We start from the raw sequence: 9,061 nt of genomic DNA, 5'->3' as shown, positions 1-9,061 counted from the left end.
GGTTATAGTCAAGGGGGTTGGTCTCTATCCAGAAATCATTGTAACCGCCGATGGCGCCACCAATGATATCGGTCAGTTCCACACCGGACGCTTCACGGGCCATACGGGCCTGCTCCTGCGCCATGACTTCCTCCAGTGTGTAGAATTCACGGTCGCCCAGTGCTGTCGGGCGTTGCATTGGAATGGAAGAGCTGAAATTCCACACGCCCCTGAGTTCGGGGTGGCCCCATTCGGTGCGTGGCGCGGTGTAACCGGTGGTGTCGTCCTGGGCGTAGAGTATTGATGAGGTGAGGCAGGCTAAAAGGGTTGCAGCAATCGGCTTGGCAGAAAAGGATCGTATCGTCATCGTCGGACTCCTTCGCGTGTCGCTGTTCTGGGTATTGTTGTTTTTGTTCTCCCGGTCAATTGCAGCATAGCTTTGACGGACTGGCAAGTGCCAGATCCGTTGACAAAAAAACGTTACTTTAAAAACGAATCAGAACACCCAGGCAATCAGCAGCCATAATACGAGGAAGAAAGCGAAGAATCCCGGCAACATGAATTGTATTTCGCCGAGCAGGCCATCGCCTGCTGCGAAGGCGAAAACAACCAGCACCACAAGCGTGGCGACGAAAGCGATAATAGCCGCGTCGCGCAAGCCCAGACCGGGTGCCAGGAAGTTGGCATTGAATTCGGCCAGCAAGGGTATGGCAAAGATGGCGCTGATGGTGAGCACCAGCGCCAGCACAATCAGCACAACGGCCAGTGCTCTGGCATCTTTCTTGTCCCTGGCGCCGGTTTTACCAACCATAATCAGGCATCCTGCTCGGCTTTGATCAGTTCGCGAAGGTCATGCGGGTTCGGTAATCCACTGACATCAATTTCCGGGTCGTCGCCGGCCGTGTAGATAGAGATCCTGCCCACACCGAAGATCCGGTTAAAGAAAGACTGATACACGTTCACAGTGCGGATACGGCTCACGTCCAGCTCGGTCCTGTCCTTGCTGAGCAGACCGCGCTCCAGGACCAGATCATTGCCGATGAAATCCAGTCGGGTCGATTTGCACTTCAGGTACCACACCATCAGTATGATAATGCCAATGGCGACCGGAATCAGCAGCACGGCGAGGATGAAGCCGAGCGGGTTGTTTCTGAACATGGCCGGGTGTTCGGAGTATTTTTTCTGCATTTTAATGTCCCTGAAAATGTAGTTCTACAGTAGTTGCCATAAAGGCTATCACCGCACAATCTCGGTTGTGCAGTAGGTGCTCTCGTCGAGGCGCTTGGTGTAATTGTTCAGAATCCGTGTGCCTTCTGCGGCCTTGATCACGCCGGCGTTGATCTGCTTGCGTATCAGCTCACTCATGCGGCGGTCCAGGTCGTTGGGAAAGTACTGAACCTGACTGAGCATGTCCTTGATACAGATGCCCTTGAGGGTTTCCTCGATCCAGAAGTTGCCGGTTTCGTCTTCCTTGGCGTAGACGTGAACTTCGTCGACTCGCCCCAACAGGTTGTGGGCATCGCCGAGAATTTCCTGATACGCACCGACCAGGAAAATACCCAGATGATAGGCTTCGCCGTGTTTGTGTGAGTGCAGCGGCAGCCAGCTGGTATTGGCGTGGCCGTGTACGTACTGGTCGATTTTTCCGTCCGAATCACAGGTCAGGTCAACGACCTGTGCGCGCCGGTCCGGACGCTCCTGCAGCCGGTGCAGGGGCATGACCGGGAACACCTGCTGGATGGCCCAGTGGTCAATAATGGAATGAAACACCGAAAAGTCGCACAAATACAGATCTGTCAGTTGTTCTTCCAGTTCCAGCTGTTCGGTGGGTGGCGGTGTCAGTTTGGCCGCCGCCAGCTTGTGCAGAACTTCACGACAGGTGCTCCAGTACAGACTGTCGGTGTGGGCCAGCTGATCCAGCGTCATGTAGCCCAGGCGCATGAGCTGATCGGCTTCTTCTCGCGCTTCGCGGGCATCATGGTAGCACTCCAGCAGTATGCCGGTGACGTCCGAGCTGGTGGCCTCCTCATAGGCAGTTTCCATGCGGGTGACCACCGACGGGGAGTCCGCCGGGGTTTCATCATGCATGGGCGGACTGTCCGGGCGATGCATGCCCAGCACCGGTACCACCAGCATGGAATGATGGGCGGTCAGGGCGCGACCACTTTCCGACAGCAGGGTGGGTACCGGAACGCCGCGCTCGTCGCAGATTTCCTTGACGGCATAAACCACAACATTGGCGTACTCGCGCAGGCCATAGTTGATCGACGAGTCGGGGTTGTCGTAGTCGCCGCCGTAGTTCACGCCCAGGCCACCGCCGACATCCAGGAATTTGACATTGACGCCACGCAGCACCAGGTCCGCATAAATCTGGGTGATCTCCTTAACCGCGCTGCGCAGTACCTGAATGTCCGAAATCTGGCTGCCCAGGTGGAAGTGCAGCAGCTCCAGGCAATCGCCCTGACCGCGCTTTTCCAGAATCTTCACCAGACGCACCAGCTCTGGTACGGTCAGGCCGAATTTGGAGCGCGCACCACCGGATTCGTACCACCGGCCGGCGCCCCGGGTATTAAGTTTGACCCGCACGCCCAGACGTGGCTTGAGTTCACGCTGATCGGCCAGGATCAGCAGCTGCTCGAATTCCGAGTATTTCTCGATAATGGGGATGACCTGCTGGCCAAGTTGCTGGGCGTTGAGCATCATGGTCAGCATGACATGGTCCTTGACGCCGTTGCACAGCATCAGGGTGTCAGAGCCGATCATCGGTAACGCTGCCATCAGTTCTGCCTTGGAGCCGCACTCGATACCGATATCGAATTCACGCCCGGCCTCGATGACCTCGGCGACAACTTCCTGCAACTGGTTAACCTTGATCGGGAAAATGCTGCGATAAACACCATCGTATTCAGCGGCTTCGATGGCTTCACGGAACTTGCGATTCAGACGTTTGACACGCGAGCTGATGATGTCCTGAAAGCGCACAATAAAGGGCAGGGTTGAGCCTTCGGCCAGCGCCTCTTCGATTACATCGTTAATGTCGACGCTGATGTCCTGGCCTTCAATAGGCCGGACACAAACGTTACCTTTGTCATTGATACCGAAAAATCCGTCGCCCCAGACGTCCATGGCATACATGTCATGAGCGTCGTCCAGGTTCCATGCGGGCGTTTGCTGTGCTGTCATTCAAAATTCCTCGAGTCCGGGATGATGCGCAGTTTGTGGTAACTGCAATGTCGGTGTCAGGTTCGACCGGCTTTGCACTCCGCGTACAGTGCCAGTAATTCAATGCCGATCTGGGCACCCGCCAGCGCAGTGATTTCGGCATGATCATAGGCAGGGGCTACTTCCACCACGTCCATGCCAATCAGATTGATGCCGGTCAGGCCGCGGATGATACTGAGTGCCTGCAGAGACGACAAGCCGCCTGGCACAGGCGTGCCGGTGCCCGGTGCAAAAGCCGGGTCAAGACAGTCGATGTCGAAGGTAATATAGGTCGGGCGATCACCGACCCGCGCCTTGATACGTTTGGCGATAGCGGCTGCGCTTTGTTCGTGTACCTCCGGGGCCGAGACGATATCGTAGCCCAGGGTGTCGTCATTGGTGGTGCGAATGCCAATCTGTATGGAGTGCTCAGGCAAGACAATACCTTCTTTGGCGGCTTTGTAGAACATGGTGCCATGATTCACGCCTTCACCGGACGACGGCCAGGTATCAGTATGGGCGTCGAAGTGGATCAGCGCGATGGGGCCGTGCTTTTTGTAATGTGCGCACAGGCTGGGATATGAAATGAAATGGTCGCCACCCAGCAACAGTGTGGCGGTATCGGTCGCCAGAATCCCGCTGACCCAGGACTCAATATGTTTGACGCTGAGCAGGCCGCCACCTTCGTTGTTCTCGCAATCACCGTAGTCAACCACCCGCAGCGCTTCCAGGGGGTCTGTTTTCCAGGGCCAGGGACGCTCCCAGGCCAACGACATGGATGCATTGCGAATGGCGCGAGGGCCGAGCCTGGCGCCCGAGCGGTTGGTCACCGCGATATCCAGCGGAATGCCCATCACCGCCACATCGATTTCACTCAGGTCGCGGCCAAACGGCGTGCGGAAAAAACTGACGGCACCGCCGAAACTGTGTGAATTGACGGCACCGGTTCCGGGTTTGCCGGTGAATGCGTTGTCCCAACTGCTCATAAAAACTTCCTGAATTGCGTTTGCGAGGATGAATGGTTTCGATAATTTGTCGGGTGTATGACCGACGGGAATCCATGTAACTGACGTTTAAGCTAACTTAAACTAACGGCGCAAATATGCCAAGCGCGCCAATCTGTCGGGAACAAGACCGAATTCAGGCAGAAATCTGCCAAAAAAGCTGGTTTGACAACATTCGTAACACAAAACTGCGAAACACCTTTAAATCAGAACCAGCACCCGGTGTTACGATTGATTGCCGGTATCGCGAGGGCAATGCCGGGGATTGTAAATATTTGATTTTACATGTGCTTGAACCATTTGCCGATGGCACGCGTATCCAACCTTCATATCACTTTATCTAATTTGGGCGATCAGTCATGACTTTAACAGCGCACATGTTTCGGCCGGTCCGACAGACACTGCTGGCGTTATCCGCCGCCGCTATGTTGCTGTCCTGCGGTGAGGGGGATGCCCCGGCCGGTCAGGCTGGCAGCGGCGGTGGCCCCGGTGGCGGTCAGCGCGCAATGACAATCCCCGCCGTGGAGGCCGTCCAGGCCCAGCGTGGTGCATTGCCGCTGGAAGAGCGACTGACCGGGCGCGTCAGCGCCCGCAATCAGACCGAAATCTACCCGGAAGTATCAGGTCCGGTCACCGAAATATACGTCGACAACGGCGATTATGTTAACGCTGGCGACCCTCTGGTGCAGTTGCGTGATGCAGAATATGTGGAACGCTATCAGCAGGCAGTGGCCGGACTGGATATCGCCCGGGCGCAGACCCGACAGGCTGCGGCCAATTTGCAGCAACTGGAAAATCAGGCCAGCCGGGTGCGCGAGCTGACCGAGCGCCAGCTGGAGACCACTGCGAATCTGGAAACCATTGAGGTACAGGTTGCGGTGGCCAAAGCGAATGTGGATCTGCGGGAAGCGCAGGAGAACCAGGCGCGATCGCAGCTCGAGGAGCGGCGGCTGGAGCTGGTCAACACCACTGTGCGCGCGCCGATCAGCGGTCTGGTGGGCCTGCGCAATGCCGAACGCGGCCAGATGGCCAGTACCGGCACGCCTCTGTTCCTGATCGGTGATGTTGATGAAGTACGCATCGAGGTCCTGCTGACCGAGCGCATGCTGAATTATATCCGCGAGGGCATGTCCGTGAACCTGTACTCGGAAAACTGGCCCAATACCATGCTTGATGCCGATATCTCGCGTATCTCGCCGTTTCTGGACCCGGAAACCCTGCGTACCCAGGCGTACATCGACATGGCGAATCCGGATAGTCTGATGCGTCCCGGTATGTTCGTTAACGTCGACGTGCTGTATGGCGAGACCGAGCAGGCGGTGTTGATACCCAACAGTGCCATTTACCGGCATCCACGTACCGGGGTGGAGGGCGTTTATGTCATGAACGCGCCCGGCGAGGAGCTCCGTCCGGTGGCTGAGATTGATGGTGCGCCGGCGGTATCGCCGCCCATGCCAGTGAGCTTTGTCGCCATAGACATTGTTGCCTCAGGCCGCATGGCCAGTGGTGTGCGCGGTGTGGATGAAGGTCAGTGGGTGATCACGGTTGGCCAGAACCTGATGGCAGGCGCCATCAGTGAGGCTCGGGCCCGACTGATGCCCTGGAATCGCATCATGGAAATGCAGCGCATGCAAAGCCGCGATATTTTCGACATTATTAAACAGTCACGTGACGAGCGTCAGGCACTGACCGGCAGTTAATTTTCCAACCCTCTCGAATTATCAAGCGGATACAGCACAATGGCGCTAACTACCAATTCGATTAAACGACCCGTTGCCACCTCGATGATTTTCCTGATCATCATCACGCTGGGTACGCTCGGATTTCGCTTTCTGCCCGTCGACCTGTTACCGCCCATCGAAATGCCTGAATTGTCGGTGCAGATCAGCTATCCCAATGTCGGCCCTGAAGAAATGGAGTTGTTGGTCACCGAGCCGCTGGAAAATGCGCTGTCGACGGTGCAAAACGTCGAGCGCATGAGTTCCAATTCGCGCGAAGGCAATAGCTGGGTTTCCATCCGGTTTGCCCAGGGCACCAATCTGGATTCAGTCAGCAACGATGTGCGTGAAGCACTGGACCGGCTGCGCCGGCAATTGCCGGAAGATGCCGATACACCGCGTATCAATCGTTTCAATCCCGATGATTCGCCGATTGTGGTGGTCGGTGCCCAATCCAATATGGATCTGATGGATCTGACCACGGTGCTTGATCGCGAATTGCGTCGCCGTTTTGAACAGATTCCCGGCGTCGGCGCAATTGACGTCTGGGGCGGAATCGATCGGGAAGTGCGTATCGAAGTTGATCGCGATCGCCTGTTGGCGGGCGGCCTGACCATGAACGATATCGTGCAGGCCATCGGGCGTGAGAGCAGCAATGCGCCGGGCGGCAATGTGCAGCGCGGCCTGAGCGAACTGTACGTGCGCTCGTTGGGAGAATACAGCAACATTGACGAGATTCGCGACACGGTTATCCGCACCGTGAATGGGGTTGCCCTGCGTGTCTCCGACGTTGCTGATGTGCAGTATGATCGCGCCGATATGGGCCGTTATGTCGAAATCAATGACGTGCCCATGTTGCGTCTGGGTATCCGCAAGCAGTCCGGCGCCAACACGGTAGAGGTGGCAGCGCAGATTCGTCGGGAAGCCGAGCGCATCAATCAGGAACGCTCTGACATCAACATGATCATTGTCACCGACCAGAGCGAATTCATTCAGGATTCCATCGACAGCGTGCGCAACTCTGCCGTGTGGGGCGGTATCCTGGCTGTCATCGTGCTGATGGCATTTTTCCGCAATGGATCCATTACCAGCATCATTGCCGTTTCCATTCCGATTGCCATCATTGCCACGTTCGGCCTGCTGTTTTTCGGCGGGTTGACGCTCAACCAGATGAGTTTTGGTGGTTTGGCCCTGGGCGTGGGTCTCATCGTTGATAATGCCATTGTGGTGATCGAGAACATCGTGCGTCTGCGCCAGAACGGCGCGTCCAGAAAGCGGGCAGCGCGGCAGGGTACACGCCAGGTCACCGGCGCCATCGTGGCGTCAACCATCACCACCTGCGTCATCTTCCTGCCGGTGGTGTTCATGCAGACCCTGACCGGCACCATGTTCCAGGAGCTGGCGCTGGTCGTGGTATTCTCGCTGGTATGTTCGTTGTTCGTTGCTCTGACGCTGGTGCCGATGCTGGCCAGCCGTTTCCTGACGGTAGTGCCGGACGCTGAGCGCAGCGGGCCCATCAAGGGCAACGAGCGAGTCCTGCGGGCGGTGGGATCACGTTACGAAACTATCCTGACCTGGTCGCTGAAACATCGTCTGACGATTGTTGGCATGACCATGGTGCTGCTGGGAGCATCGGTGTTTGGTGTCAGATTCCTGTCCTACGAGCTGGCACCACAAACGGAAGCTGACGAAATCAGTATCCGCATGAACATGGATGAGGGCACCAATATCGCCATTCTGCATTCCTACATGATGGAAATGGACAACATCGTGCAGGCCATTGTGCCCTGGGATGATGTGCTTTATTACACCCGTGATGTGCGTAACAGCAATGCCGAAATCGAGTTTGCCCTGGTCGATCAAAGTGAGCGCAGCATGAATGCTGACGAGCTGACCGATTTCATCCGGGCACGTGTTGAATCCGCTATCCCGGGTATGCGGGTGCAGGTGAGAGCGCAGACCGGCCTGTGGATCATGCGTCGTATTTTTGGTTCCGGCGGCGATGATGCGGTGCAGGTGGAGTTGCGCGGTTATGATCTGGACATGGCCGAGACGCTCGCGCAGGGCATCCGTGATCGCATGGAGACCGTGCCAGGTATTGCCGACGTCAATCTCAGTCGCCTGGAAGGGCGTCCGGAACAGAATGTGCGTTTTGACCGTGAGCGCATGGCAAGTCTTGGTATCGGCGTCGCCGATGTCAGCCGTGCCATCCAGAGCAGCATTGGCGGTGCCCGCGCGGGTGTCTTCCGCGAACAGGGCGACGAGGTTGATATCATCGTGCGGCTGCGCCCGGAAGACCGTCTCAACGTTCAGGATATCGACAACATTTCGGTGCGTGCTGCCGATGGTCAGGTGGTGCCGGTGTCATCGCTGATCACCACCACCTATGATCGCGGACCCACCGATATCAGGCGTATCAACGGACAGCGTGTCACCTATATCAATGCCAATCTGGAAAGCGGCGTAGCGTTGGGTGATGCTGTGCAGGCGATCCAGAATGAGCTGTCAACAATGTCCTTGCCAGATGGTTTTTCCATTGTCTACGGCGGCGAATACGAGGAACAGATCAGAGCCCAGCGTGATTTTGTCATGGCTATCGTGATGGCACTGATTTTGATCTACATGGTGATGGCAGCGCAGTTCGAGCGTTTCCTGGACCCATTGATCGTAATGTTCTCTGTGCCGCTGGCCTTTATTGGCGTGGTGCCGACATTGCTGCTGACCGGAACCACGCTTAACATGCAAAGCTTCATGGGCATGGTGATGCTGATCGGCATTGTGGTGAACAATGCCATCGTACTGGTCGACTATATCAACCTGATGCGCCGAGAGGAAAAGATGCCAGTGGTCGACGCCGTTATCAAGGCAGGACGGCTGCGTTTACGGCCGATTCTGATGACCACGCTGACCACCGTGCTTGGTCTGCTTCCGTTGGCGGTAGGTATCGGTGCCGGGGCCGAGATGCAGGCCTCACTGGCGCGGGTGGTGATTGGCGGCCTGGCGGCCTCCACGCTGATCACGCTGGTGTTCATCCCCATCGTGTATGTGGCCGCCAATGACCTGCGCGATCGGATCGCGGCGCGTCTGCCGGGGCGCAGGTCTGACAAGGACAGTGAGGGGATGGCGTCGTCAGCTTAGACTGATCGCTGAAGCAACAGA

Annotated in this window: 7 protein-coding genes; 2 read left to right on the top strand and 5 right to left on the bottom strand. The window is 56.9% G+C overall.

Going from position 1 to position 9,061, the window contains the following annotated elements:
• The 5 genes from ENH71_RS11625 to speB form a co-directional block, all read right to left on the bottom strand.
• On the bottom strand, positions 1-346 hold a 346-nt coding region (locus tag ENH71_RS11625), incomplete at its 3' end, for a hypothetical protein (RefSeq protein ID WP_294137834.1).
• Positions 347-475: 129 nt separating this feature from the next.
• Positions 476-790: a hypothetical protein gene (locus ENH71_RS11620; RefSeq protein WP_294130410.1), complete on the bottom strand. Its 315-nt coding sequence runs from the start codon at positions 788-790 to the stop codon at positions 476-478.
• 2 nt (positions 791-792) lie between these two features.
• Positions 793-1,167: a PH domain-containing protein gene (locus ENH71_RS11615; RefSeq protein ID WP_294130409.1), complete on the bottom strand. Its 375-nt coding sequence runs from the start codon at positions 1,165-1,167 to the stop codon at positions 793-795.
• 48 nt (positions 1,168-1,215) lie between these two features.
• Entirely contained in the window at positions 1,216-3,162 is a 1,947-nt protein-coding gene (gene speA / locus ENH71_RS11610) for a biosynthetic arginine decarboxylase (RefSeq protein WP_294130407.1), read from the bottom strand.
• 56 nt (positions 3,163-3,218) lie between these two features.
• Positions 3,219-4,166 carry an agmatinase gene (gene speB, locus ENH71_RS11605; protein ID WP_294130405.1) on the bottom strand — a complete coding sequence of 316 codons (948 nt, stop codon included), beginning with the start codon at positions 4,164-4,166 and terminating at the stop codon, positions 3,219-3,221.
• A 377-nt stretch (positions 4,167-4,543) separates the two neighbouring features.
• Between speB and ENH71_RS11600 the strand changes: the two genes are divergently transcribed.
• Both ENH71_RS11600 and ENH71_RS11595 read left to right on the top strand, forming a co-directional pair.
• Entirely contained in the window at positions 4,544-5,884 is a 1,341-nt protein-coding gene (locus tag ENH71_RS11600; RefSeq protein WP_294130401.1) for an efflux RND transporter periplasmic adaptor subunit, read from the top strand.
• Positions 5,885-5,923: 39 nt separating this feature from the next.
• On the top strand, positions 5,924-9,040 hold the full coding sequence (locus ENH71_RS11595; RefSeq protein ID WP_294130396.1) for an efflux RND transporter permease subunit: 3,117 nt from the start codon (positions 5,924-5,926) through the stop codon (positions 9,038-9,040).
• Positions 9,041-9,061 lie beyond the last annotated feature (21 nt).

It is taken from the genome of Pseudohongiella sp., assembly GCF_011050365.1.
In the GTDB taxonomy this organism is placed as follows: domain Bacteria; phylum Pseudomonadota; class Gammaproteobacteria; order Pseudomonadales; family Pseudohongiellaceae; genus Pseudohongiella.
The sequence above is the reverse complement of the archived record's forward strand: the minus strand, read 5'-3'. Positions and strand labels throughout refer to the sequence as shown.

What these genes read in the sequence shown, in the direction of transcription:
- ENH71_RS11620 (WP_294130410.1), bottom strand. Translation starts at nt 790, where the DNA reads ATGGTTGGTAAAACCGGCGCCAGGGACAAGAAAGATGCCAGAGCACTG.
- ENH71_RS11615 (WP_294130409.1), bottom strand. Translation starts at nt 1,167, where the DNA reads ATGCAGAAAAAATACTCCGAACACCCGGCCATGTTCAGAAACAACCCG.
- speA (WP_294130407.1), bottom strand. Translation starts at nt 3,162, where the DNA reads ATGACAGCACAGCAAACGCCCGCATGGAACCTGGACGACGCTCATGAC.
- speB (WP_294130405.1), bottom strand. Translation starts at nt 4,166, where the DNA reads ATGAGCAGTTGGGACAACGCATTCACCGGCAAACCCGGAACCGGTGCC.
- ENH71_RS11600 (WP_294130401.1), top strand. Translation starts at nt 4,544, where the DNA reads ATGACTTTAACAGCGCACATGTTTCGGCCGGTCCGACAGACACTGCTG.
- ENH71_RS11595 (WP_294130396.1), top strand. Translation starts at nt 5,924, where the DNA reads ATGGCGCTAACTACCAATTCGATTAAACGACCCGTTGCCACCTCGATG.